This window comes from Mycobacterium sp. IDUB_37 (assembly GCF_055419245.1).
Map to the genome: position 1 here is coordinate 383,759 of NZ_JBVAXG010000003.1, position 23,593 is coordinate 407,351.

Sequence of the window (23,593 nt, forward strand, 5' to 3'; positions counted from 1 at the left end):
GCTACACCGTCAATGCGAAGTTGGGATTGACGCCGTAGAGCGCCAACGCTGCGGACAGGACAACGAGCTGAACCGATACGAGCGAGAAGCGCATAGATCGTCCGACCGCCTCACCTACGCCGACGGGCCCGCCGCCTGCGTTGAAACCGTAGTAGCAGTGGGTAACCATCACGATCGCCGCGATGATGATCGCCTCGAGAAATGACCAGAACACGTCGTCCGGACGAAGGAAGGTGCGGAAGTAGTGCTCGTAGGTACCCGTCGACTGCCCGTACAGGGTCGTGGTGACCAACTGCGGGGCCAGGAACGACATGATCATCGCCAGCGCGTACAGCGGGATGATCACCACCAGACCGGCGACGATCCGGGTGGAGGTCAGGTAGGAGATCGACTTGATGCCCATTACCTCGAGGGCGTCGATCTCCTCACTTATTCGCATAGCACCGAGTTCCGCGGTGGCGCCGGCACCGACCGTGGCGGCCAGCGCGATGCCGGTGACGACCGGTCCCGCGATTCGGACGTTGATCAGCGCAGAGAAGAACCCGGTGAAGGCTTCGACGCCGATGTTGCCCAACGACGCGAAACCCTGGATAGCGACCAGCGAGCTACCGGACAGGGTCACAAAGCCGACGATCGCGGCGGTGCCGCCGATGACCGCCATCGCGCCGGTGCCCATGCCGATCTGAGCGATCAGCCGCAGCGTCTCCTTGCGGTAGTTGCCAAGAGCGTGCGGAATCTGTCCGAGGCTGGTCAGTACGAACGAGGCCAACTGGCCCGTCTCGTCCACTCCTCGGCCGACACTGCCGCCGTAGCGCTTTACGTTGGCAACCGCGCGCGGAAAGCGGGAGCGAACGACCGTTGATGTCGACATGTCAGTGCCCTGTCCCGAATTTGACGCCGATGGTGGTCAAGATGACGTTGACCGCGTACAGCGCAACCACGCACAGCACCACCGTCTCGTTCACCGCCGTGCCCAGGCCCTTAGATCCGCCGCGCACCGTCAACCCGCGGTAGCAGCCGACCAGCCCGGCGATCAGGCCGAACGTTGCGGCCTTGACCATCGCGATGATCACCTCGGGCATACCGGTGATGGTGGTGAGGGTGGCGAGGTAGGCGCCGCCGGAGACGTTCTGCAGGTAGACACCGAAGAGGTAACCGCCGACCAATCCAACGGTGATGACCAGCGCGTTGAGCAATGTTGCAATGACGGTCGCGGCGATCACCCGGGGTACCACCAGTCGGTGGATCGGGTCGATGCCGAGGACCTCCATGGCGTCGATCTCTTCGCGGATCGTGCGGGCGCCCAGGTCGGCGCAGATGGCCGTGGAGCCGGCGCCGGCGACGACGAGCACGGTGGTCAGTGGACCGAGCTGGGTAACGGCGCCGAGCGCAGCACCCGCACCGGAGAGGTCGGCCGCGCCGAACTGCGCCAGCAAAACGTTGAGCGTGAAGATCAGCAGCACGGTCAGCGGGATCGAGACCATGATGGTCGGCAGCATCGCGACCCTCATGATGAACCAGCACTGCAGGATCAGCTCGCGCCACTGGAACGGCCGGCGGAACAAAGCGGTGCCCGTCAGCACGCACATCCGGAAGAACCCGCCGATCAGCGTCAGCGGTGAATCAAGCGTGTCGCGGATATAACCCAGCAAATGCGGGCGCGAGTTTGTTGTCACGATCGCCCCCTCACGGTCGGGCCACTTCTGTCGTAGCGCCGCGGCGGATGATGTCGCACGCCTCCTCCTTGCCCCGACCTACGTGTGTGACCAAAAGCTCCCTACCCACCGGCAGTAACGGAGACCACAGGAATGTACCCGATGGTTGGTCACGTGTGTATACCAACTGGGCAATTGACATATCGTCAGCACCCGGCAAACATCGTGAAGTCCGTCCGCTTACCGCTCATAGCGCAGATTCCTTTGTCGCAGAACGATTTACAGAGTCGTGTTGGACTCCGTAGCGTAAACGCAGTTCAGTTTTGAGCACCTTCCCGGCGGGGTTGCGGGGCAGGGTATCCACTATCTCGAGCGCCTTGGGGTGCTTGTAGCGCGCAAGCCGTTCGGTCAGGTACTCGATTAGCTCTTCGTATTCAAGGTGCCCATTCGTTACAGCGGCGACCGCGATCGGCACCTCGCCCCATTTCTCGTCGGCGCGACCGATGACCGCGACCTCGACGATTCGCGGATGACTAGCCAGCACGTTCTCGACTTCAGCGCAGTAGATGTTCTCGCCGCCGGAGATGATCATGTCCTTTTTGCGGTCGACCACCCAGACGTAACCGTCGGCGTCCATCCGGACGAGATCTCCCGAGTGAAACCATCCACCTGCGAATACTTCCGCGGTAGCTTTCGGGTTGTTCCAGTATCCACTCATCAATGTTGGTGCGCGGTAAACGATTTCGCCCACGTCTCCCACGGGCACGTCATTCATGTCGTCGTCGACGACCCGGGCGGCGACCGTCGGAATCACCCGGCCGACCGAGCCCCGCTTACGGATTGCGTCATCGCCGAGCAGCATGCAGGTGACCGGCGACATCTCGGTCTGGCCGAAAGCGGCCAGGATCTGAGTTCCGGGGAAGACCTCAGACATCTGGCGCAGCAACACATCCGGCGCCGGCGCGGCACCCCACGTCATCACCCGCAATCGCAGGTCGCGTTTTCGGGCCTGCTGCTCCGCGCACACTGCCTGCCACTGTGCGGGGACCAGAAATATGCCGGTGACCCGCTCGGCTTCCAACACATCGAGCAGCCGCCCGGGGTCGAACGCACCGATCGGATAGATCACCGTCGGGAGGCCGAGCATCAGCCCGGTGAGCAAGCCGCCGACCCCGGCGATATGGAACAGCGGGACGCCGATGAAGCCGACGTCGTTGTTGAGGTCGACCCCACTGGTGTAGAGCGCGGTCGATGCCTGACCGGACAAGTTGGCGTGCGTCAGCACGGCCCCTTTGGGGCGGCCGGTGGTGCCCGAGGTGTACATGATCAAGGCCGGGGAGTCGTTCGGGATGTCGACCGGTTCGGGCGAATCACCCACTTCATTCATCAAATCTTCATAGACAAGGACATCCTCGTCAGCCGCATCACCGGCGACCACAACCGTGTCCAGCAGCGGCGCGATGCCGCGGGCACCGCCGGCAACCGCAGCCAAGACCGATTCGGTGATCATCACCCGCGCGCCGCTGTCTTGGACCAGGAACGCGATTTCGGCGGGGGTCAGCCGGAAATTCAGCGGGACGGCAATAGCCCCGAGCATGTTGGCGGCCAGGACGGACTCGACGAACTCGGTGCGATTGAGCATCAGCACCATCACTCGATCGCCGGCCACAACCCCCCGGCGACTCAGCGCACCGGCCAGGGCGGCGACGCGATTCCGCAGCTCAGCCCACGTCGTGGTCTTTCCGAGAAACCTCAGCGCAGTCGCCGTCGGCTGCATCAGGAAGTGCCGCTCCAGCTGATTGACCCAGTTCTGCCGACGAGCAAGGTAGGGCTGCTCGTGTGCTTGGGTGCCGGCCATTTCCGAACTATCGGTCCGGCGGCCGGCCAGCTGAGCGGTCAACTAAATCCCTTCTGGTCCCTTTGCTGTCTTTAGTTCACATGCGCACCGCTTGCGCCACGCTGATATTTGATAAAACATGTGTTGTCTGGGTCACACTAACGGCCGAGTAAGCCAGTCACAAGGCCCGTGACAAGACCTTTGCCGAAACCGGATAGGCCACCCGATAAGTATTGAAAGGGCTGGCAGGCCACGTGAACGCACCCCTATCGGCCCCGTCCTCGAGGCCTCGAAGGCGACGACCGCTGCGGCGGGCGCAGTTGTCCGACGAAGTGGCCGGACACCTGCGGACCGCAATCATGTCGGGGACGCTGCGCCCGGGAACATTCATCCGGCTCGACGAGACCGCTGCCGAACTCGGGGTCAGCATCACGCCGGTGCGCGAGGCGCTACTGAAGTTGCGTGGCGAGGGCATGGTGCAGCTGGAACCCCACCGGGGTCACGTGGTGCTGCCGTTCACCCGCCAGGACATCGAGGACATCTTCTGGCTGCAATCCACCATCGCCCGGGAACTGGCGGTGACCGCCGCCGGTCGAATCACCGAGATCGAGATCGCCGAATTGGATCGCATCAACGACCAGCTCGCCGCGGCAGTAAATACCGGTGACGCCGAGGCCGTCACGGTGTGGGAATTCTCTTTCCACCGCGTGTTCAACCAGGCGAGCGGACGGATCAAGCTGGCGTGGTTCCTATTGAATGCCGCCCGCTACATGCCGGCCCGGCTCTATGCCGCCGACCCGCAGTGGGGAGAGGCCGCGGTCGACAACCACCGCGAGTTGATCGCCGCCCTGCGCCGGCGCGACACCGCAGCCGTGGTCGAGAAGACGGTTTGGCAGTTCAACGACGCGGCCCGTCGGCTGATCGAGACGCTGGACCGGAACGGGATCTTTTCTAACTGATCTGCTCGGAGCGCGCCTTCACGTTCGCGGCCAGCTGCTCCAGCACGTTGTTGAGCATCATCTTCACCATCGGCGCGGGCACCGGAAAGCTGGGCTCGACATCAATATCGACGGTCAGCAAGCTGCTCTCGCCGGTCGCCACCACACTGAACAGCTGCTCTTGCTTGGCGAACAGATCGCCCTGCTGCATCACGGTCTGAATCTGGTTCTCGCCTGGGTAGTAAACGGCGTGAATATAGATGCCTTCAAATCCGTTAACCGATGTGTCGAGCCGCACCTGGCTGGCCCGGCCGTCGTCGTAGCGAGCCAATACCCAAGCGCCCTTGATGCCTTCATTCCATTCCGGGTAGCGCTCGATGTCGGAGACGATGCCCATGATCACCGGGGCAGCAGCCTCGACTTCGAGGGTTTTGCTCAAAACTGGCATTGGCGAAGCATACGTGCGGCGGGTCGCGCCGGATCTACGCAGGATCCACGCAGGCCGTGGCCAGCAGCGACCGGATCGCCTCGGGAATCGGCACCGGCCTGCGCTTTTCCCGGTCGACGTACACGTGCACCCAGTGCCCCAGTGCCGCGATCGGCTGTGGCCCATCTCCATCCGCCTTGAACACCCCCAGCCGATAGGTGACACTGCTCCGGCCCAGCCGCGCAACGGCCAGGCCAACCACCAGGCTCTCCGGGAAGGCCAGTTCCGCGAAGTAGCGACAGCCCGACTCGGCGACGATGCCCAATTCAGGAATGGTCAGCGGGTCAACACCGGCCCGGGTGGCGATCCAGGCGTTGATGGCGGTGTCGAACAACTGGTAGTAGACGGCGTTGTTGAGGTGGCCGAACATGTCGTTGTCGGCCCACCGGGTGAGCACCGGCCACTGCACCGGGAAGTCGGCGCTGGTGAGGTTGTCCCGGCCAGCGGGAACGGTCGGCGGTACTGAGCTCATGGTTGTATTCCAACATGATTGACATTCGTGGAGCGGTGCTCGAGCGGATCGGCTCGCCACGTCCTTTCGCCGAATCCAGACCGATCAGCATCGTCGACCTGGACCTGCAAGCGCCGGGCAGCGACGAGGTGTTGGTTCGTATCGAGGCTGCCGGCGTCTGCCACTCCGACCTGTCGGTGGTGGATGGCAACCGGGTGCGCCCGGTGCCGATGCTGCTCGGCCACGAGGCGGCAGGAATCGTGGAAGCGGTTGGTGATCAGGTCGATGATTTGGCCGTCGGCGAGCGCGTGGTGCTAGTGTTCCTGCCTCGCTGCGGCCAGTGCCGGGCCTGTGCGACGCAGGGCCTCACGCCCTGCGAGCCGGGCAGTGCGGCCAACAACGCCGGGACGCTGCTCGGCGGCGGGATCCGACTCGATCGCGGTGGTCAGCAGGTGTATCACCATCTCGGGGTTTCGGGCTTCGCGACGTACGCGGTCGTGAACCGGGCCAGTGCGGTTCCGGTCCCGCCCGACGTGCCCGCCGAAGTTGCGGCGCTGCTCGGATGCGCGGTGCTGACCGGCGGCGGAGCGGTCCTCAATGTGGGCAATCCTCAGCCGGGCCAATCGGTCGCCGTCGTCGGACTCGGGGGCGTGGGGATGGCCGCCGTGCTCACCGCACTGACCTACGACGGTGTCCGCGTCATCGGGATCGATCAGCTGCCGGAAAAGCTCTCAGCGGCGCAACGTTTGGGCGCGCACGAGACCTACACCCCGGAACAGGCGGCGGAGGCCGGGGTCAAAGCCGACGTCGTCGTCGAGGCCGTCGGCCATCCCGCCGCGCTGGAGACAGCAATAGGGCTGACGGGGCCCGGCGGACGCACCGTCACCGTGGGCCTGCCCAGGCCAGATGCTCGAATCAGCGTTTCGCCATTGGGTTTTGTCGCCGAGGGTCGAGCGCTGATCGGCAGCTACCTCGGCTCAGCGGTGCCCAGCCGCGACATTCCCCGGTTCGTGTCGTTATGGCAGTCCGGCCGATTGCCGGTGGAGGCGCTGGTGTCCTCGACGATCCGGCTCGACGACATCAACCAGGCGATGGACCACCTGGCCGACGGCACCGCCGTACGTCAACTGATCAGGTTCTGAGCGATCGCAAGCTCGGCCGTGGGGACCGCGAGCGCGGCGGAGCCGGGCGAAGCGGGTCGCGACCAAAAGCCCTGAACGCACGCGTCAAGGCGGCGCCCTGCAGCTCGAAAAGCATCTGGGCAGAGGATGATTCGGGCAGCAACGAATCGAATCCGTGGCAGACGCCGGGAAATACGTGTAGCTCGGTGGCGACTCCGGCGCGCAGCAGCCGTAGCGCATAGTCCACGGCCTCGTCGCGAAACGGATCGATCTCCGCGCAGGTGATCAATGCCGCCGGCAGCCCGGCCAGTTGGGCCCGCCGCGCCGGCACGGCGGCCGCGGTCGGAGCCTGCCCCGCCAGGTAATGGCGCCACATCAGCTCCGCCCCCTCGCCGTCAAAGGCCGGGGTGGCCCGGAACTCCGCCATCGACGCGGTGGGCCGATCGTCGAGAACCGGCTGATGCAGCAACTGAAATACCACCGCAGGCAACGACCCGTCCGCCGCCCCCTGCGCCAGGCCGGCGGCCAGGGCCGCACCGGCACTACTGCCCGCGACCGCCACACGTCCGGCATCGAAACCCTGCCTCGCAGCCTCGGCGACAACCCATTTCAGCACGGTGACCGCGTCGTCGAGTGCGGCCGGAAACGGATGCTCGGGTGCCAGGCGGTAGTCGACCGAGACCACCGAACACGCCACGCGACGGGCCAGTTCCAGACACTGCCGGTGATCGGTGTCGAGATTGCCGAGCGCGAACCCGCCGGCGTGGCAGTAGACGACCGCCGGTGCTCCTTCTCCCCCGCCCCGGTAGATGCGCACCGGCACGGTTCCAGCGACCGAGTGTTCGATGGTCATCCCGACCGGGTCCAAACGGACATCAGCGCGCCGTTGGTTCATGGACTCACGTATCAACGGGATCGCTTCGGCTGAAAATGGCGTCCGGGTGACGGCAACCGCCCGCAGCGCCGGATCAAGACGGTCGATGGCCTGCAATTCCGTCATGGCGCTTCGAACCTGAAGTCGGCGGGCTTGAACCGGCGCGTCATTCCCCAGAAGGTACGCGCGCTGCGGGGCCATTGCGTCACCACCCGGCCGTTGGCCGCGCGGAAGTAGTTGCTGCACTGAGTAGTCCAGACGGTGCCGACCATCCAGTTGTCAATCTTGGCCAGGAAATCAGCCATCGCGCTGGGGTGCACGGCAACGTAGGACTTACCGCGGCGGCGCATGTACTTCAGCGCCCGCACGATGTAGCGGGCTTGCACCTCGAGCATGAAGATCACGCTGTTGGAGCCGACGTTCGTGTTCGGTCCGTACAGCATGAAGAAATTCGGGAAGCCGGGGACCGCCATGCCGAGATAGGCGTGCGCCCCGTCCTGCCATATCTCGCGCAGCTTCGTCCCTCCCTCTCCGGAAACATCCAGTTGGCCCAGGTAATCCGCTGCCGCGTATCCGGTCGCGCAGGCCACCACGTCGACGTCATGCTCGGTGCCGTCCTCGGTGATCAGCGATCCCGCCCTGAGATAACGCGCCGGGCTGTTCACCACCTCGACGTTGGGCTGGGTCAGCGCGGGCAGAAAGTCCGAGGAGAAGACCAGTCGCTTGCAACCCATCGGATGATCCGGGGTGAGCTTGCGGCGCAATTCTTCGTCGCTGACGGCACTTTCGAGCAGCCGGTTGGCGATCGCGGTGAATTCCCGGGTCTTTTCGCTACCGTGTTGAATGACCGAGATGTTGGCTTCGCTGCGCAGCCACAGCCTGGTTCGGTACAGCTTCTTGGCGAACGGAATGCGACTGAAGATCCATCGCTCCCGCTCCGTGTAGGGCCGGTCCGGTTTGGGCAGGATCCAGGTGGCCGACCGCTGCACCGAATACACCTTGGCCGCGACCTTGGTCAGTTCGGGGATCAGTTGCGACGCGGTAGATCCGGTGCCCAGCACGGCGACGCGCTTACCTTCGAGCGGCACCGAATGATCCCATCGCGACGTATGCATGACGGTTCCGGCAAATGGCTCCTGCTCGACCAGGTCCGGCAGCAGTGGCCGGGAGAACAGGCCGACGGCCGATACCACGACGTTGAAATGGTGCTGCGCACCGGCCTTCGTGGTCAGACACCATTCTTTAGTTGCCGTATCCCAACTGGCCGAATGGATTTCGGTGCTCAGCCGCAGGTGCGGTCGCAGCCCGAACTCGTCGGCGCAGCGCTGGAAGTAGGCCAAGATCTCCGGTTGCCCCGACCAGAGCCGCGACCAGTGCGGGTTGAGGTCGAACGAGAACGAGTACAGGTGCGACTTCACGTCGCAGGCAAGTCCCGGATAGGTGTTGACCTTCCACGTCCCACCGACGTCGTCTTCCCGGTCAAAGATGGTGAAGTTCCGAAAACCCGCTCTAGCGAGAAAGATTCCGAGCGCCAACCCACCCGGGCCGGCGCCGATGATCCCGATGGACAGGTCGGCACTCATCCGATCTGCAGGCATTGACCACCGTCGACGACGAGTTCGGACCCGGTGATGAACGATGCCTCTTCAGACACCAGAAAGGCCACCGCATCGGCGATTTCGGCGGGACGGCCGAGGCGGCCGAACATCGCCGTCGCGGCGAGCCGCCGCTGGGTGTTCTCGTCGAGCATCCCGGTGGCGATCGGGCCGGGAAACACCGCGTTGACGCGAATGCCGGCGGGGCCGAGTTCCGCGGCAGCGGTCTGGGTCAGACCGCGCAACGCCCACTTCGCCGATCCATAGGCGCAATGCTGCGGAAACGGCCGGACCGCCCCGGTACTGCAGATGTTCACGATCGAGGCGCCTGCCACCCTTTCTAACGGCGCCAGTGCGGCCTGCATACCTAAGAAGGCACCCAAACAATTTACTCGCCATGAGTTTTCAAAATCGTCGGCTGTCTCGTCACCCAAGGCGGCGCGGTGCAGCATGCCCGCGTTGTTGACCAGCGTGGTCAGCCCGCCGAATCGTTCGACCGCGGCGTCGACGGCGGCCTCCCATTGCGCGGGATCGGTGACGTCCAGTCGGATTCCCAGCACCGCGTCGTCACCGTGCTCAATGCCCTTAAGGTCACCCGCGACCACCGAATAGCCCTTGGCGCGAAGCCTTTTGACAATCGCCGAGCCCTGCCCGCCGGCGGCCCCGGTGACCAAGGCGACCCGCGTCATGACGACACCTCGCTGATGAACCGGCAGCGCCTTCGCCAGATCAGCCACCGACCGTCGCGACGGACCAGTTCGTCGTCGTAATGCGCAGGCCCCAGTTGCTGGGTCTGGGCATTCACGAACAGCACCTGGGACCGCGCGGTAGCGATGCCACCATTGATTTCGATGCGCGCCGCGCCACAAAGATGCAACCCGCCGGGCGCCTCGCGGAACATCGCCCCTATTCCGTCCGGACCAACGAATGTCCGCCCATAGACTTCGAACTCGGCATCTTCGGTGAACAACTGCAGACACGCGTCGACGTCATCGACGTCCAAGGCGAGCGCGTAGCTGTCGAGCAACTCGCGGATCGCGGTCACCGACTCGCTCATTGCGCCTTCGCCTCACGCAAGTGTTCGGTTGCGCCGCGGCGCAGCGCCTGCGACTCCGAGGCCAGAGTGATCATCTCAAATCCCAACTGCGCCAATATATTACCTGTCTCGCCAGCGCTGGCGTGAATCCCGGTGATCAGCCCGGCCTCGGACGCCACCCGCTGAACGCGGCCAATCGCGTCCACCACCTCAGGGTTCTTGGCAGCCCCGACGACGCCGACCCCCATCGAGATCGCCAGATCGGCCGGCCCGACATAGATGCCGGCCAATCCGCTGACGGCGCAGATCTCCTCGACCTGGGACACCGCGGCGGCCGTCTCGATCATCGCGAACACGCTCACCCGTGATTCCAGCGCCGCGGGGTCGACACCGAGACTGGCCCGCAACGGCCCGAAGCTGCGGACCCCGTTCGGCGCGAACCGGGTGGCGGCCACGGCGGCGGCAGCCTGGTCGGCCGACTCGATCATCGCGATAATGACGGCATCGGCGCCCGCGTCCAACACCCGCCCGATAGGCGCCGGGTCGGCGTTGGGGAACCGAACCGCGGTTGCGATGGCTACCTGCTCCAGGCGACGCAGGATCCCCGCGACGTCCGCGTCATCCAAATACCCGTGTTGACAATCGAATCCGACGTAGTCATACCCTGCGTTGGCAAACTCTTCCGGCCCGATCAGGGTCTGCCCGGTGACCCAGCCGCCCCAGATCGGCTTTTGCGCACCATCCCGGAAAACGCTCATGTGGCGATCGCGATCTTCACCCGCTCCGGGACCTGCCGGACCGCGAGGTCGAACGCATCCTGCACCTCGTCGAGGCCGAAAGTGTGCGTCAGATAGGCCCTGAGCAGGTCCGGATGTTCGGCGGCGAACTTGCCGGCCAACTCGAGGACACGCCGCCGGTCCAACGTCACACCGGATTTCAGAGTCAGATTCTTACGCAGCATGCTCCGCATACTGATCGGGTAAGCCTCGTCGTCGGCGACACCGAAGTAGAAGACCGTGCCGCCGGGCGCGGCGGCATCGATCGCGTGCGCAAGGGTGGCCACCTGGTGGCCGACCGCTTCGATGACCACATCGGCACGGTCGTCGGGCGACAGTTGGCTGACCCACCGGTCGCTGGTGGCGCGCACCGCGTCGTCGACGCCGAATGTCCCCGAAAGGTTCTGCCGGTCAACGGGGTCGATCCCGGTGACCCGACGGGCGCCGAATGCCTTTGCGACGAAAGAGAAGAGCAGCCCGATCGAGCCCTGTCCGATGATCGCCACATGCCGCCCCGTCAAATCCGGAAGCTGCTCGCAGGCATACAACACACAAGCGAGTGGCTGCAGCCCAACCGCCTCAGCCGGGGTCAACGATGCGTCATACGGCGCCAGCCCATCTCCGTCGGACACCACGCGCTCCATCAGCCCGTCGAATCCCGAGGCCCAGCCGACCACGAGGTCCCCCGGGCGATGGTCGGGATGCCGACTGGCGACTACTTCGCCCGCCACTTCGTGGATCGGGAAGCCGTCCTTCGCCGCGGCGCTGCGGCCGTCGTCGCCGGGGAGCCGGCCCCGTGCGCCACGAAATGCCGGCAGATCACTGCCGCACACCCCGGCCGCCGAGAACTGCAGCAGCACTTGACGATCGGTGAGGTTGTCGGCGGTCCTATCCTCGATGGTGGTCCGCTCGAACAGGTAGGGGGCGATGATCCGATAGGACCACACGTCAGACCTCCACCGGGATGTTGTTCCATCCCCATTGGAAGCTGGACGGCAGCCGGGTGGCATCGTCGCCGCGAATCCCGAAGTCGGGCACCCGCTTGAGCCATTCCTGTAGCAGCACTTGAACTTCCAGCCTGGCCAGGTGAAAGCCGATGCAGAAGTGCTGGCCCCGGCCGAACACCAGCGACCGCTTGATGGGCCGGTTCCAGATGAACTCGTCGGGGTCGACGAACTCACGTTCGTCGCGGTTGGCCGAGGCCAGCAACGTGATGACGCGCTGGCCCGGCTCAATTGTCTTGCCGTGAATGGTGAATGGCTTGCGGGCAGTTCGGGCAAACCACTGCGCGGGTGCGCAGTAGCGGAGCATCTCTTCGCGAGCGATCGGCACGTTGGCGGCCGGATCGGCTCGCACCGCAGCCAACTGGTCGGGCCGCTGGCTGAGCTCCCACAGCCCGTGCGCAACGATCTTCGGCACGGTTTCGGTACCACCGATAAAGATGCACAACATCTGGGTGGCGACCTCGGTGTCGCTGAGCGCAGTACCGTCCGGCAGGTGGTAGCTGAGCAGGCCGTCCACGACGGGCAGCGCTCCCCCGTCCGAACCGGTGCGGCGGCGTTGGACCACCGGGACCAGGAACTGCAGATAGTTGGGCCGAGCCTCGGAGGTGTCGACGCCCTCTCCGGGTTGGGCGAGGCTGCCCGCGTTGACGGCGGCCAGTACCTGCGGCGCGAGATCTGTTGATATGCCCAGCAGGTCGCACACCATCGACGCCGCGACGACGCCGCCGTAATCCTGGGTCAGGTCGAAAGAACCTTGCGGCAGGAGCAGATCGAGGCGCTCATTCGCCAGTTCGCGGATCCTGTTTTCCAGTGCGGGAACCGACCTCGGCCGCAGCGGCTGGGAGTGCGCGCGCCGGATCTCGCCGTACAGATCGGCGTCAAACACCGCGTGGAATGGCAAGGGGTGCAACGGCGGATCGGCCACCGGCCCGTCGTTGTGCCGGGCCAGCACCGACGCCGCTGGCAGCGTCCCTTCTGACGCAACGAAGGTCCCGTCGTTGACTTCGAGCACCTGCCAGATGTCGTCGAAGCGAGAGAACGCGAAGGTATCCCACTGCGGCATGTAGTACACCGGATGTTCGTCGCGCAGGGTGCGGTAGTACGGCAGCGGGTTGGCCATCACCTTCGCGTCGAAGGGGTCGTAGCTGAAACTCACTTCGCCCCAAAATTCACTGAAGTGGCGTTCACTGCAGAGGGGAAGGCGGTAGGGCCTGCAGAATGGAGTCCTCCCAGCCGTCGCGCAGCGCCGGCGCCACGCTCATCCAGGTGACGATCTCAGCGGGCGGGCTGTCTTTCCAGGACGGGTAGTGGTTGGCGAAGCATTCCCAGCCACCCTCGAGCGCCCAGTAGTGGATGACCTCGTTGAACCGGAACGTAGTGGTGAAGGAGCCCAACCAGTATTTGCCGGTGCTTTCCGACCACGGAACGTAGAGCCGTTCCAATTCGCGGATGTAATCGTCCTGCCGACCCGGCTTGGTCTGCATGATCTCCTGAATCACCAGCGACGCACTGAAATTCGCCTCACGCAGCTGGGCCAGGTTCCGGTTGCTGGGGCCCGGGTACATGATGCGGCCCTCCCCTGATGCGCCGATATCGGCCAGAAAGGCCGTCCACTTCCCAGCCGCGGCCTCGTGACTGCCGCCCCGGCCCTGCGCGGCACCGATCTTGGCGTACTCGGCGAACGCGTCGATCTCCCAGATGATCGTGACCTGCGGCCAGTGGCCGTTGTAGGGGGTGCTCTCCCAGATCGCGAAAAGTCGGGCTCCGAGTTCTTCCATCATCGGCTGGTAGGTGTCGGCGAACTCCTCGGTGAAGCGGTCGCTGCGTCCAGATCCCAGTTCGATCGTCTCGTGCAGGTAGAGCAGGGTGTGCCGGTAGTACTTCTTCATTCCGGGTTCATTCCCAACTATCCCAGCCACGCCGAGTCGGTGAGCATGGTCTCGGTGGGATCGATTGAGAGGTAAGGGATTCCGGCCGCCCGCAACGCTTGCCGCTTGAACGCACGGGCCGCGGCGCTGAGCTGGTACTGGGTTCTGATCAGCCCGCGATTCACTCCGAGCGGCCAACCCTCGCCCCACAACGCGACTTCGGTCAACCGGTTGTCCACGGCTTTACGCACCCACTCACGGACGCAGTCATGCGCGGTGAACGCGTCGACGCTCACGGCCAGGCCCTGGCTCATCGGGCCCGATACGTCGAGCTCCGACTCCAGATCCAGCACCCGGACACCCAATATGCGTAGTGGCCGGGCGTCATAACCCCGGGGCAGCAGCACATTGACTTCCCAACCGGCCATTACCCGGTCGAACAGCCAACCGCCGGTGGTCCGCACCACGTCGTCGGTAGCGGCGGCGAGGACGTCTAGCCGGTGCCGCAATATCTGACCGTCCGGACGCGTCCGTCGCGCGGTGCCGCTTGCCGAATTCTCGCTGATATTGAAGGTTGGAGTGACCATCGATCCACCTGTCACGCTCGTCTTGGGCTGATGGACAGCGTGACACTTTCGCGCAGATTTGTAAAGTTCAACGCTGCGGTCAGCGTTGCCGCCGGGCCTCCAGCTCAGCCAGAACCTCGTTGGTATGCTGCCCGAGTTGCGGCGCCACAGCACGCGGTGACCAGGGCGTTCCGTGGAAATCCGCGGGCGTGGCGACCATCGGCACAATCGAATCACCGTCCGGAACGTCGACGATGCCACCCGCAGCATTGAACTGCTCGTCGGCCACCACGTCCTCGAGGGCGTTGATCGGCGACCAGAAGAAATCCGGTTCCGCCGCGAAAAGGTCAGCCCACTCATCAAGCGGCTTGGTAGCGAATATCTGATCCAGCGCCGCGATCAGCTCGACGGCGTTGCCGGCCCGGGCGCGGGCATCTGAGTATTGCGGGTCAGTGAGCCACTCGGGTCGGCCGACGACCCGACACAGCGCCGGCCAGTGCCGGTCGATTTCCAGGCCGACGATCCAGAATCTCCGTCCGTCACCCGCGGCGTAGTTGTTCATGCAGGGGTTGGCCATGGTGGCGCGTTGGCCGATCGCAATGGATTGGCCGGTGAGTAGGTAGGTGTTGAGGTCGAAGCTGACGGTGTAGGCGCCCTGGCGGTAGAGCGAGGTGCTGACCAACTGTCCTTCGCCGGTCCGCTCGCGGGCAAGCAGTGCCGCGCACACCGCTGCGGCCAACGTCATTCCCGCCGAGTGGTCGCCCATGCCGCCGCGCTGAAACGGCGGGGTGTCCCCGGGTCGGGTGAGCAGATGGGCGATGCCGCTGCGTGACCAGAATGCCGCGACGTCGTAGGCGGCACGATCGGCGTCGGGCCCGGTGTCTCCGTATCCGGTGATCAGGCCGTAGACCAAGCGCGGGTTTTGCGCGGACACCGAGTCGTAGTCGAGCCCTAACCGCCGCAACGCCCCCGGTCGCAGATTGGTGACGAAAACATCAGCGGCAGTGATCAATTCGAGCGCGGTGTCGCGGCCCGCGGAGGTGGCTAGATCGAGCACAACGCTGCGCTTGGAGCGGTTGTCCATCTCGAACGGCGGGTTCACCCCGAGGTCGCAGCCCAGCATCCGCCCGAATAATCGGCCGGGGTCACCGGTCGGGGGTTCGATCTTGATGACGTCGGCGCCCCAGTCGGCCAGGATGCCGCCCGTCGCCGGGCCCGCCACCCAGACCCCGATCTCGACGACCTTGATGCCTTCCACGGGTCCCGCCATAACTGGCACACTAACCATCGATGACGGAGACGACCGACCTAGCCCTAAAACGGCGGGTCGTCGGGCAACGGTTCCACTAGCGGCAGGTCCGGCTTCCAGTCCGCCGGCAGTTCCTCGGGCTCGCGTGGATCGTTGATCCAGGTCGAGAACGGACTGGTACTCGGAGTGCCCTTGAAGATGAACAGCATGTCGCGCATGTGGTTTCGCCACCGACGATCGGCGATCTCGCGCTTGCGTGCTTCTTCGAGCAAGCGTCGTTCTTCGTTGATCGGCCGCTGCTCGCGATTGTGCTTGCGAGCCCGCATGATTCGACCGTTTCGCTGCTGAGATCTGCTGCGTCGGTCAGGGATCGGCGGCGCACAGGCGGGTTTACCCAATTCTGGAAACAGATCAGCACCGGCCGGCGAGGTCGTATACGTATGACCGGTCGGCGAGGTCCAGACCACGGTGCCGTCTGCGAGTTGCCGATCACGCCAGCCGCCGAAGGTTTTCAGCAAATGGTGAAGGCGACAAAGGCATTTCAAGTTCTCGAACACGGTTTGACCGCCGGCTGCCGGGTCCTGGTGGTTGAACGGGATCGTGTGGTCCAGGTCGCAGCGCACCGCCGGCCGGCAGCAGCCGGGGAACCGGCACGTCAGATCCCGGGACCGCACCGCGCGCACCAAGGCGGCCGGCGGCTGGTAGTCCAGCGCCCGCACCGGCGTAGTGTCGGGATTGACCACATGCAGGGCCGCTATCGCGACCAACCGACGTACCTGGTCGGCGTCGATCACGCCGTAGCCCAACAGATACCCGGGCTGTTCGCTATTGCCGTGCACGGTGTGCTCGCCGGCCACCACGTTGATGACCACCCGCGCACCACCGCCGGGGTTCTTGGTGCAGTCGGACGCGGTGGGGCAACCGGGCTTCCCACAGCGACAGGCCATTCCGCGGTTCTGGACCAACGCGTCAAGCGCATCCGCGCGCCGCTGACGCATGGTGCGCGGGTCGTCGGCACACACTTGCTTGGCAAGCATGGAAAGCGTTTGATCAAATGCCGTCGCAGTGGTGGCATCGACCATGCCGTACACCTCAGCCATGCCGTTTTCCAGCGGACGAAAGCCGATATGGCGGTCGCCCTCGGCGTTGGCGCGGCGCTCCCGCACAGCATCAGCGTCGAGCTTTTTGACCGCAGCGTCGACTTCGTTGATGATCCGCTGGCGCGACCAGCCGCGCCAGTTGCCGATCCGCCCTGCCAGCGACGCATCGAGTTTGGCGATCAACTCCTGATCGACGATCGATCCGGTGCGGCTGATGATCAACCGCACCGTGCGCCAGTCGACGCGCCCGTCGGCAAGCAGCGCGGCGAGACGCGGCAGTCGGGTATCGAGCGCCTCGGCATCCGACACCAGGAAGCCCGCCGCTGCCGGCGACAGATTCATCGCCGCAGCAACCTCGGCCCTGGTCTGATCGAAGCCGTCGATCTCTGCGTAGTAGCCCCGTTCGTCCTGCGCGCGCTCAGCAGCGGCCGTGTAGTGCCGCAGCATCGCAGCCACCGCCGCCATCCGCCGCGCGACCAACATCGACTCTTCACGATGCATGGACTCGACCAAGGCCGTCAACGCGGCCGGGCCGAGATCGGACATCGCATCGAACATACATTCGATTGTAGTTCGAGGGTCTGACAATAATCCTGAGTCAGGGAAGCCAACAGAAGAGTCAACGTGACAAGGAGTGTCGAGCAGATGGTTGAAGACGCGAATGCTGTCGTACCGCGAATCACGGCGGCCCAAGCGCAAGAGCTGATCGCCGAGGGCAACACGTTGATAGTCGACGTCCGGGATGCGCCAGAGGTGCAGCAAAGCGGAAAAGTGGCCGGCGCCCTGCACATTCCGCGCGGCGTGATCGAATCACGCGCGGACCCCGCCGCGCCCTCGCATGACCCGCATTTCGAGAAGGACAAGACAATAATCGTGTACTGCGCAGCAGGCGGACGGGCCGCCCTCGCCGGTCAGACGCTCAAGGAGTTGGGCTACAGCAAGGTGTACAACCTGGGTGGATTCAAGGACTGGGCCGACAGCGGCGGCGCGGTCGAGAAGGCCTGATGCGGTTATGAGCCTGGTGACCGGCCGGGGCCCGCTCAGTAGCGACCCGGCCGGACGCTTCGTTCCCCCGATACCCGCTGACGTCGTCTACATCGAACCGCATCCGCGGCGGATCCGGGCTGTCCACAACGGGCGAATCGTCATAGACACCGAGAAAGCCCTGTTGGTGCACACACCGAACCGGCCACTCAGCTACGCGTTCCCAGAGGGCGCGGTCCATGATCTGCCAACTGAGCCGCAAGCGGAGGCTCCCGGGTATGTGCATGTGCCGTGGAACGCCGTCGACACCTGGTACGAGGAAGGACGCAAGCTCGTCCACTACCCACCGAACCCGTATCACCGCGTCGACTGCCGCCCCACCAAGCGACGCCTGACCGTATCCGTGAACGGCACCCAGCTCGTCGACACCGACGACACCATCATCGTCTTCGAAACTGCTCTGGCGCCAAGGCTTTACGTCGCACCGGAACATGTGCGCACCGATTTGCTTCAGCAGACCGACACCTCGACCTACTGCAACTATAAGGGCTACGCGACCTACTGGGCCGCCAACATCGGCACACCGATACCGGACATCGCCTGGAGTTACGAGGATCCGCTACCCGAAACATCACCCATCACAGGGTTTTTCAGCTTTGATGCGGCTCACGCCGAGGTGGTCGCCGAACTCCCATAGGAGGGACGCCCCAGCCGCAGCTCGTGCTGGGCGATCATATTGCGGAACACCTCCAGGCTCCCGCCGTAGATTCCCATCGGCAAGGCCAGCCGCGCAACGTATTCCATCTCACCGCCGTCGGGCGAACCCTCAGCGTCGGCCGGCAACACCGCCGCCGGACCCAGCAAATCCATCAAATCCCCGGAGATGTCGCGCATCGTCTGGCCGATCGCCACCCGCCCGAACATCCCCGGGGTGGACATCGCCGCCTCGATGCGTGCGAAACTGCGCCCCAGCCGGTACTTCACCGACTCGTCGTCGACGTCGGCAACCAGCGCGGCTACTTTGTCAATCGCCTCGGCCATCAGTACGCCGTGACTGGCCATCGTCGCGGCGTCCTGCAACCCCGGGTCATCTCGCTCCGTCAACCCATGCTCTGCGGCGAGAGCCGATCTCATCACCGTCCAACCGCCGTTGACCTCTCCGATCCGATAATGGTCATCGACGCGGACATTGCTGTAGAAAACGATATTGGTGCGGTCGCCGTCCAGCGTGCGGATGCCCTGAATCTCGATGCCCGGGGATTCCAGCGGTACCAGGAACATCGTCAGATTGCGGTGTTTGGGTCCCTGCGGGTCGGTATTGGTGAGCAGAAAGACGTACTTGGCATTCTGGGCGTTCGACGTGAACATCTTGGAGCCATTAATGATCCAGCCCTCGCCGTCCCGCACCGCCCGGGTCTTGCAGGTTGCCACATCCGAGCCGCCCTCGGGCTCGGTGTAACCCAGACACAGCCGGACCTCCCCGGAAAGCACCCCGGGCAACACGGTGTCCGCCAGTTCCGGCGTCGCAAATTCCTGTAGCAAGCGCGCGACGGCCGACGTTGTGCCCCAGTGATACCAGGGTGTGTGGGCTCGAGCGATCTCGAGATTGAATATCCGCCGGCGGACCGCGCTGAAGCCACCGTCAGCCTCAGATTTCCAATCCGCGGCCAGATACCCGGCTTCGCCCAAAGCCAAATGAACTTGCGCATCGAAGTTTTCGCCGAATTCCCGGTTTCGCCAAAGAACTTCATCGGTGACATGCTCGGTCACGAATGCCCGCGTCTCGTCGTAAAACGCTTGGTCGTCGTCGGACAGCGAAACTCGCGAGAAATCCATTCAAATCACGTCAATCACCAAGGACCGGAACCGGTCGATGGTTTCCAGCGCGTGCGCCAGACTATCGCCTGGCAAGTGCACCGATACCCAGGTAACACCAAGGGCAGCAAGCTTTTCCAAACCGCCATGGAAGGCGTCGGCGTTGAAATCGTCATCAGCCGGACTGCCTCCTTCGAAGTTCGAGAACGTGACGTCGACCGCCGACCAGTCCTTGCCGGCCGCCTCGCAGCGGCGGCGCATGTCGTCGATCCCCACGGCGAGCGCCTCCGGGGAATCGATCACCGCGGTGCCCGCCGTGCGTGCCAGCCCGGCCGGCGCGGGAAACGGGCACCAGCCGTCGCCGTAGTCAGCAACGCGCTGCCGTGCGGCTGTTGTGTTGCCACCGATCCATATCGGCGGATGCGGGTCCGAGATAGGCCGGGGATGCGCGGTGATGCCGCGGGCGCTGAAATGTTTTCCCTCAAACGAGATATCGTCGGACGTCCAGACGGCCCGGATGGCTTGTAGCGCTTCCTCGAAGAGTTCCGCGCGCTCGTCGTAATCGACGCCCAGGGCGAAGAATTCACGTTTCAGGTAGCCCACGCCGACGGCGAGTGTGAAGCGGCCGTTCGAGAGAAGGTCGAGCGTGGCTCCGGACTTGGCCACCACAAACGGATTTCGATAGGGCAGCACCACGATATTGGGAATCAGCCGCAGCGTCGTCGTCGTTGCCGCCGCAAAGCCAAGCGCCACGAAGGGATCCAGCGCGTCGTGGCCACCCGCCTCCAGCCAGCGCTGCGAAGGTGCCGGGTGGTCGGTGAAGCCGAATCCATGAATTCCGGCGGCTTCGGCTGCGGCAGCCACCGTCGCGATGCCTGTCCCGGAGATCAGCTCCGGGTTGTACGGATGGCTGTGCATCGGGTGAGTGATGGTGAAGCGCATGGGATTTAGAACCGGGCCGAAGCGGCGATCGACGTGTCAGTGGTACGCAGCGGCCGGATCAGCGCTTCCTGCGCAAACGAGCACAGCAGCTCACCATCCTCGGTGTGCACGACGCCACGTACGTACGACATGCCCGCACCCACCTGGGTGCTCTCATGGGTGTAGAGCAACCAACCGTCCCAGTTCACCGGCTCGTGGAAGGAGACGAAGATCGACATCGGCGCGGTGGACACAGTTAGATGCGCCTGACTGGTGCCGATACCCGAATGCGCCCGCATCGTCGTCGAAATGCCAAGGTGCCCAGTGAAATACGCAACCAGCGCCTTCGCCAGGTCATCCCGCTCCGGGATGGGGTCGTAATGCAGCCACGCGTACAACTCCGGCGGTCCGACCTCGTCGGGGCTGTTGACGTCGACCACATCGACGAGTCGCAGTTCTCGGCCGACCATCGGCATTTCGGACACGTTGGAGTCCGCCGGCGCCGCAACATCCGGCCGAGTCAGGTGGTGACGGATCACGTCGTCGGTAGGAACGTCCGTCAGCACCGTCACTGTCACGCAACGCTTGCCATTCTGTAGCGCGGAGACGATCGCGGTGGCGGTCGACCTGCCTTCATTCAGCACGTCGAGAACGAGTTCGATCGGCGGACCCACCATGACGGCCCGGGCGAACACGGCGTGCGCCGAACGCACGGATTTGCCCTGGAAGCGGTTCGCCACAGCCACAATCGCCTGGGCGACCACCTGGGTGCCTTCCACCACCTGCCGACCGTCCTGCCCAGCCAACCCGGTGTCGGCAGTGAACCGATCGGGTCCGTCCGCCGCTACCTCGAAAAGCTGCAGCAGATCCTCGACCGACCACTGGACCTGTTCAGATTCTGTCGTCAACGCGCTCACTCCTCGCTAAAGCAGCTCACGGCCCAGCGTGACACTTTGCGTAATGTTTGTAAAGTTCACCCAGCCAGCACCCCGCGTTGACAGCGGCACCTTTAGTGCATGACACTTTTGCTGTGATTTGTAAAGGCACGATGGCGACCGTGCCCTCGGAGCCACTGGCCCACGGCTTTTGCTTCGGTGAGGGTCCCCGGTGGTTCGAGGGATTGCTGTGGTTCTCCGACATGCTCGGCGAGGCCGTGCACACCTCCGACATGCGCGGCTCGCTGACCACGGTGCCGCTGCCGGGCCATACGCCATCGGGACTGGGTTTCCGGCCCGACGGCTCGTTGCTGATCGCTTCCGCCGACGACCGTGTGGTGCTGCGTTATGACGGCGAGACCGTCGTCCCGATTGCCGACCTCTCCGACCTTGCGCCGGCCAACCTCGGCGACATGGTCATCGACGACTCCGGCCGCGCCTATATCGGCTCGCAGGCGTTCTCCGGGGGCACCATCATCCGACTGGATCCCGACGACCGCGCCACTGTCGTCGCCGAGGACCTCGATTTTCCCAACGGCATGGTCATCACACCGGACCGAACCCTGATCGTCGCCGAGTCGATCGGCCGCCGACTCACCGCGTTCACCATCGACGATGACGGCGGTCTGTCCCGGCGCCGGGTGTTCGCCGACGGATTGGACGGACCACCCGACGGCATCGCCCTCGACGCCGCGGGCGGGGTGTGGGCTGCGATGACACTGGCGCACCAGTTCGAGCGGATCATCGAAGGCGGGGTGGTGACAGACCGTATCGAAATGGACGACCGGGTTGCGATCGCGTGCGCGCTGGGCGGCCCGGAGCGGCGCACACTGTTTCTGCTGTCGAGCACCGATGCTTATCCTCAGCGTCTGATCGGCACCCGGCTGTCCCGGCTCGATGCCGTGCGGGTGGACATTCCCGGTGCCGGCCTGCCCTGACCAAGACGGAGACCTATGTCCGACTCGTACTACGAACTGATCGACCACGCCGATGCGGTGGGGGAGAAGTTCCGAGCGACCGACCTGGCCCGCGGCACCTGGTCTGCCGCGATCCAGCACGGCGGACCGGTGTCGGCGCTGCTGGTGCGCGGGCTGGAACGCTGCGAACAGCGCGACGACACCCGGCTCAGCCGAGTCGTCATCGACCTGTTGGGCGCGGTGCCTGCCGACGGCGATCTCTGGGTCCGCTCCCGACTGGACCGTGGCGGCAAACAGATCGAGTTGGTGACCGCCGAGATGTTGGCCCTCGGACCGGACCGGCAGCCCAGGCCGGTCGCCCGGGCCAGCGGTTGGCGGCTGCAGCACCTCGACACTGCCGCCGTGGCTTACGCGGCAGCACCACTGCCCCAGCCGCGGTCGGAAGCGCGCGAACGCAACATGAAGGCACAAGGCTGGGACCGCAACTATGTGCACAGCCTGGAGTGGCTCTGGCTGACGGAACCGCTGGCACCGGGTGGCGGCGAATCCTGGATCAAGCCCGTCGCCGACCTCGTTGCCGGCGAGGCGATGACGCCGCTCGAGCGATTGTTCGCGGTGGCCGACTGCGCCAATGGAATCGGCAGCAAGCTCGACATCTCCAAGTGGACCTTCCTGAATACCGATCTGGCCGTGCATGTGTTCCGGGTCCCGGTCGGCGACTGGATCGGCATTCGCGCGGAGACGAGTTACGGTCCCGACGGCATCGGCACGACGATTGGGACACTGTTCGACGAGCAGAGTGCGGTGGGCGCCATCCAGCAGTCGGTGCTGGTGCGGCCCCGGCCTCCAAAACCGCCGAGATCTCAAGGGGAGAACAAGCCATGAGCCAGGCGTCCGAAGTGCCGGAAACTCTCGATATCGACACCTCGACTCGCCAGCGGATCCTCGCCGCCACTGCAGAAGTTCTGGCCCGCAGCGGCAAGACCAAACTCAGCCTGTCCGAAGTCGCGACTCAGGCCGGCGTTTCGCGCCCGACCCTGTACCGCTGGTTCGCCTCCAAGGAGGAGCTCATGTCGGCGTTCTCCCGCTACGAGCGCGAGATCTTCGAGAAGGGTCTGGCCAAAGCGACGGCCGGACTCAAGGGCGGCGAAAGACTGGACGCCGCACTGCGATTCATCGTCGACTACCAATATTCGTACTCGGGTGTGCGAATGGTCGACATCGAGCCCGAGCACGTTCTGTCCCAAATGGGCGGCGTCATCCCGGAGATGCGAGCGGGTCTGCAGCGCCTCCTGCCCGGTCCCAATGCCGCGGTCAAGGCAGCGACGGTGATTCGGATCGCGATCTCGCACTACGTGGTGCGCAGCGACGATGCCGAGCAGTTTCTTGCGCAGTTGCGGCATGCCGTGGGTATTAAAGTCACGGAGTGACGATCGCAAGCGCGGCCACACGGCCGGGCGCAGC

General features: G+C 64.7%; 26 protein-coding genes. 7 read left to right on the top strand and 19 right to left on the bottom strand.

The annotated features are described in order from the left end of the window. Window position 1: 1 nt before the first annotated feature. The 3 genes from ACZY1I_RS12425 to fadD5 all read right to left on the bottom strand — a co-directional run bounded on the left by ACZY1I_RS12425 (window position 2) and on the right by fadD5 (window position 3,555). Window positions 2-871 carry an MlaE family ABC transporter permease gene (locus ACZY1I_RS12425; RefSeq protein WP_463754696.1) on the bottom strand — a complete coding sequence of 290 codons (870 nt, stop codon included), beginning with the start codon at window positions 869-871 and terminating at the stop codon, window positions 2-4. A 1-nt stretch (window position 872) separates the two neighbouring features. Continuing rightward, the gene (locus ACZY1I_RS12430) at window positions 873-1,589 is read right to left on the bottom strand and encodes an MlaE family ABC transporter permease (RefSeq protein ID WP_463755108.1); all 717 of its coding nucleotides are present in this window, start codon (window positions 1,587-1,589) and stop codon (window positions 873-875) included. Window positions 1,590-1,902: 313 nt separating this feature from the next. After that, entirely contained in the window at window positions 1,903-3,555 is a 1,653-nt protein-coding gene (fadD5, locus tag ACZY1I_RS12435) for a fatty-acid--CoA ligase FadD5 (protein ID WP_463754697.1), read from the bottom strand. 191 nt (window positions 3,556-3,746) lie between these two features. On the opposite strand from fadD5, the gene ACZY1I_RS12440 reads away from it, so the two are divergent. Next, complete coding sequence (locus ACZY1I_RS12440; RefSeq protein ID WP_463754699.1) at window positions 3,747-4,451, top strand: GntR family transcriptional regulator; 705 nt, start codon at window positions 3,747-3,749, stop codon at window positions 4,449-4,451. On the opposite strand, the gene ACZY1I_RS12445 is transcribed toward ACZY1I_RS12440, so the two are convergent. Beyond that, the gene (locus ACZY1I_RS12445; RefSeq protein ID WP_463754700.1) at window positions 4,444-4,878 is read right to left on the bottom strand and encodes an SRPBCC family protein; all 435 of its coding nucleotides are present in this window, start codon (window positions 4,876-4,878) and stop codon (window positions 4,444-4,446) included. The genes ACZY1I_RS12440 and ACZY1I_RS12445 overlap by 8 nt on opposite strands. Before the next feature lie 34 nt (window positions 4,879-4,912). Next, window positions 4,913-5,389: an acyl-CoA thioesterase gene (locus tag ACZY1I_RS12450; RefSeq protein WP_463754701.1), complete on the bottom strand. Its 477-nt coding sequence runs from the start codon at window positions 5,387-5,389 to the stop codon at window positions 4,913-4,915. A gap of 14 nt (window positions 5,390-5,403) precedes the next feature. Between ACZY1I_RS12450 and ACZY1I_RS12455 the strand changes: the two genes are divergently transcribed. Beyond that, on the top strand, window positions 5,404-6,510 hold the full coding sequence (locus ACZY1I_RS12455; RefSeq protein ID WP_463754702.1) for an alcohol dehydrogenase catalytic domain-containing protein: 1,107 nt from the start codon (window positions 5,404-5,406) through the stop codon (window positions 6,508-6,510). Here the strand turns inward: ACZY1I_RS12455 and ACZY1I_RS12460 are convergent. The 11 genes from ACZY1I_RS12460 to ACZY1I_RS12510 all read right to left on the bottom strand — a co-directional run bounded on the left by ACZY1I_RS12460 (window position 6,500) and on the right by ACZY1I_RS12510 (window position 17,115). Continuing rightward, a complete protein-coding gene (locus ACZY1I_RS12460) occupies window positions 6,500-7,489 on the bottom strand; it encodes an alpha/beta hydrolase (RefSeq protein WP_463754703.1) in 990 nt (329 codons plus the stop codon). The genes ACZY1I_RS12455 and ACZY1I_RS12460 overlap by 11 nt on opposite strands. Next, window positions 7,486-8,961, bottom strand: coding sequence for a flavin-containing monooxygenase (locus ACZY1I_RS12465; RefSeq protein WP_463754704.1), 1,476 nt, complete (start codon window positions 8,959-8,961; stop codon window positions 7,486-7,488). The genes ACZY1I_RS12460 and ACZY1I_RS12465 overlap by 4 nt, the downstream gene beginning before the upstream one ends. Further along, window positions 8,943-9,647: an SDR family NAD(P)-dependent oxidoreductase gene (locus ACZY1I_RS12470; RefSeq protein ID WP_463754705.1), complete on the bottom strand. Its 705-nt coding sequence runs from the start codon at window positions 9,645-9,647 to the stop codon at window positions 8,943-8,945. Before ACZY1I_RS12470 ends, ACZY1I_RS12465 begins: the two co-directional genes overlap by 19 nt. Next, window positions 9,644-10,015: a nuclear transport factor 2 family protein gene (locus ACZY1I_RS12475; RefSeq protein WP_463754706.1), complete on the bottom strand. Its 372-nt coding sequence runs from the start codon at window positions 10,013-10,015 to the stop codon at window positions 9,644-9,646. Before ACZY1I_RS12475 ends, ACZY1I_RS12470 begins: the two co-directional genes overlap by 4 nt. After that, the gene (locus ACZY1I_RS12480; protein ID WP_463754707.1) at window positions 10,012-10,752 is read right to left on the bottom strand and encodes an HpcH/HpaI aldolase family protein; all 741 of its coding nucleotides are present in this window, start codon (window positions 10,750-10,752) and stop codon (window positions 10,012-10,014) included. Before ACZY1I_RS12480 ends, ACZY1I_RS12475 begins: the two co-directional genes overlap by 4 nt. Next, window positions 10,749-11,717 carry a zinc-binding dehydrogenase gene (locus ACZY1I_RS12485; RefSeq protein WP_463754708.1) on the bottom strand — a complete coding sequence of 323 codons (969 nt, stop codon included), beginning with the start codon at window positions 11,715-11,717 and terminating at the stop codon, window positions 10,749-10,751. Before ACZY1I_RS12485 ends, ACZY1I_RS12480 begins: the two co-directional genes overlap by 4 nt. 1 nt (window position 11,718) lies before the next feature. Continuing rightward, a complete protein-coding gene (locus ACZY1I_RS12490) occupies window positions 11,719-12,930 on the bottom strand; it encodes a cytochrome P450 (protein ID WP_463754709.1) in 1,212 nt (403 codons plus the stop codon). A gap of 28 nt (window positions 12,931-12,958) precedes the next feature. Beyond that, a complete protein-coding gene (locus ACZY1I_RS12495) occupies window positions 12,959-13,663 on the bottom strand; it encodes an NIPSNAP family protein (RefSeq protein ID WP_463754711.1) in 705 nt (234 codons plus the stop codon). A 17-nt stretch (window positions 13,664-13,680) separates the two neighbouring features. Further along, window positions 13,681-14,229, bottom strand: a complete 549-nt coding sequence (locus ACZY1I_RS12500; RefSeq protein WP_463754712.1) for a hypothetical protein — start codon at window positions 14,227-14,229, stop codon at window positions 13,681-13,683. Between the two features lie 79 nt (window positions 14,230-14,308). After that, entirely contained in the window at window positions 14,309-15,478 is a 1,170-nt protein-coding gene (locus ACZY1I_RS12505; protein ID WP_463754713.1) for a CaiB/BaiF CoA transferase family protein, read from the bottom strand. Window positions 15,479-15,522: 44 nt separating this feature from the next. After that, a complete protein-coding gene (locus ACZY1I_RS12510) occupies window positions 15,523-17,115 on the bottom strand; it encodes an HNH endonuclease signature motif containing protein (protein WP_463754714.1) in 1,593 nt (530 codons plus the stop codon). An 87-nt stretch (window positions 17,116-17,202) separates the two neighbouring features. Here ACZY1I_RS12510 and ACZY1I_RS12515 point away from each other — a divergent pair, with 87 nt between their 5' ends. Together ACZY1I_RS12515 and ACZY1I_RS12520 are read left to right on the top strand one after the other, a co-directional pair. Then, window positions 17,203-17,562 carry a rhodanese-like domain-containing protein gene (locus ACZY1I_RS12515; RefSeq protein WP_463754716.1) on the top strand — a complete coding sequence of 120 codons (360 nt, stop codon included), beginning with the start codon at window positions 17,203-17,205 and terminating at the stop codon, window positions 17,560-17,562. A 7-nt stretch (window positions 17,563-17,569) separates the two neighbouring features. Then, window positions 17,570-18,238 carry a DUF427 domain-containing protein gene (locus ACZY1I_RS12520; RefSeq protein WP_463754717.1) on the top strand — a complete coding sequence of 223 codons (669 nt, stop codon included), beginning with the start codon at window positions 17,570-17,572 and terminating at the stop codon, window positions 18,236-18,238. Here the strand turns inward: ACZY1I_RS12520 and ACZY1I_RS12525 are convergent. From ACZY1I_RS12525 to ACZY1I_RS12535, 3 genes are read right to left on the bottom strand one after another with little or no spacing between them, the layout of a single operon-like run. Next, window positions 18,208-19,377, bottom strand: coding sequence for an acyl-CoA dehydrogenase family protein (locus ACZY1I_RS12525; protein ID WP_463754718.1), 1,170 nt, complete (start codon window positions 19,375-19,377; stop codon window positions 18,208-18,210). The genes ACZY1I_RS12520 and ACZY1I_RS12525 overlap by 31 nt on opposite strands. Beyond that, on the bottom strand, window positions 19,378-20,298 hold the full coding sequence (locus tag ACZY1I_RS12530) for an LLM class F420-dependent oxidoreductase (protein WP_463754719.1): 921 nt from the start codon (window positions 20,296-20,298) through the stop codon (window positions 19,378-19,380). A gap of 5 nt (window positions 20,299-20,303) precedes the next feature. Beyond that, window positions 20,304-21,194 (bottom strand): acyl-CoA thioesterase, encoded by an 891-nt coding sequence (locus ACZY1I_RS12535; protein ID WP_463754720.1) that lies wholly within the window; start codon window positions 21,192-21,194, stop codon window positions 20,304-20,306. 140 nt (window positions 21,195-21,334) lie between these two features. On the opposite strand from ACZY1I_RS12535, the gene ACZY1I_RS12540 reads away from it, so the two are divergent. Genes ACZY1I_RS12540 through ACZY1I_RS12550 form a run of 3 tightly spaced genes read left to right on the top strand, consistent with a single transcriptional unit; the run spans window position 21,335 to window position 23,559 of the window. Further along, the gene (locus ACZY1I_RS12540; RefSeq protein ID WP_463754721.1) at window positions 21,335-22,150 is read left to right on the top strand and encodes an SMP-30/gluconolactonase/LRE family protein; all 816 of its coding nucleotides are present in this window, start codon (window positions 21,335-21,337) and stop codon (window positions 22,148-22,150) included. Window positions 22,151-22,165: 15 nt separating this feature from the next. Then, window positions 22,166-23,014 (top strand): thioesterase family protein, encoded by an 849-nt coding sequence (locus ACZY1I_RS12545; protein WP_463754722.1) that lies wholly within the window; start codon window positions 22,166-22,168, stop codon window positions 23,012-23,014. Continuing rightward, complete coding sequence (locus ACZY1I_RS12550) at window positions 23,011-23,559, top strand: TetR/AcrR family transcriptional regulator (RefSeq protein ID WP_463754723.1); 549 nt, start codon at window positions 23,011-23,013, stop codon at window positions 23,557-23,559. Before ACZY1I_RS12545 ends, ACZY1I_RS12550 begins: the two co-directional genes overlap by 4 nt. Window positions 23,560-23,593 lie beyond the last annotated feature (34 nt).